Consider the following 686-nt stretch of genomic DNA (forward strand, 5'->3'; position numbering starts at 1 on the left):
GCTCAACGTAACACCAAGGATAAGCGACGAAAACAGCGCAGAGAAAATCGGCGTGAAGTAAGACAAAGTCGCCAAAAAGACCATGTTCCCGCCAACAATGGCGATGTTCCATAAGCCATAACCACCCGCCATCAACGCTGCCGATGCAAACAGATACCCAAGAGCTGACCATGAGAACGTCATTGTAGGCTCATCCGCAAATGCGTACTTAACCCAAAGCGAAACCGCAGTTGCGATAAAAAACAACGTGATCGCATTGTGCTTCGATTGTTGTCGCTGTGTGAGATTACAATAAACCGCCCAAATCACCGCGCCAGTGAACGCCATGAAGTATACCAGCGGATTGCTGCTTACGTTCGAGATGATTTGTGTCGGGGATAAACCGTTATCGCCGCTCACTGTCCAAGCCACACCAATAAACGCGAGGGTTACTGCTGGATACAAAAGCCAATTTGGCTTTTTGTTGCTACCCAACACTGCAAACAACACCGTCAGTGCGGGCCATAAATAGTTGACGATAGATACCTCAATCGCTTGAGCTCGCGAATTCGAATACCCAAGAGCAAGCGCAAGAAAGATCTCATAGCAAACAAACATTGCGCCGCCAACTATCAGATACTTCGGAGAAAAGTAAGATAACTTTGGGATGCCCACCACAATCAATAAAACGATTGAACTTAGCGAAT

1 protein-coding gene is annotated in these 686 nt (G+C 47.1%); it reads right to left on the minus strand.

The window, feature by feature from the left end; translation table 11 throughout:
* Positions 1 to 686 (minus strand): aromatic amino acid DMT transporter YddG (yddG, locus tag R7040_RS26810; RefSeq protein WP_318097643.1); only part of this gene is annotated, 686 nt, incomplete at both ends.

Source organism: Vibrio sp. 1069, from assembly GCF_033340555.1.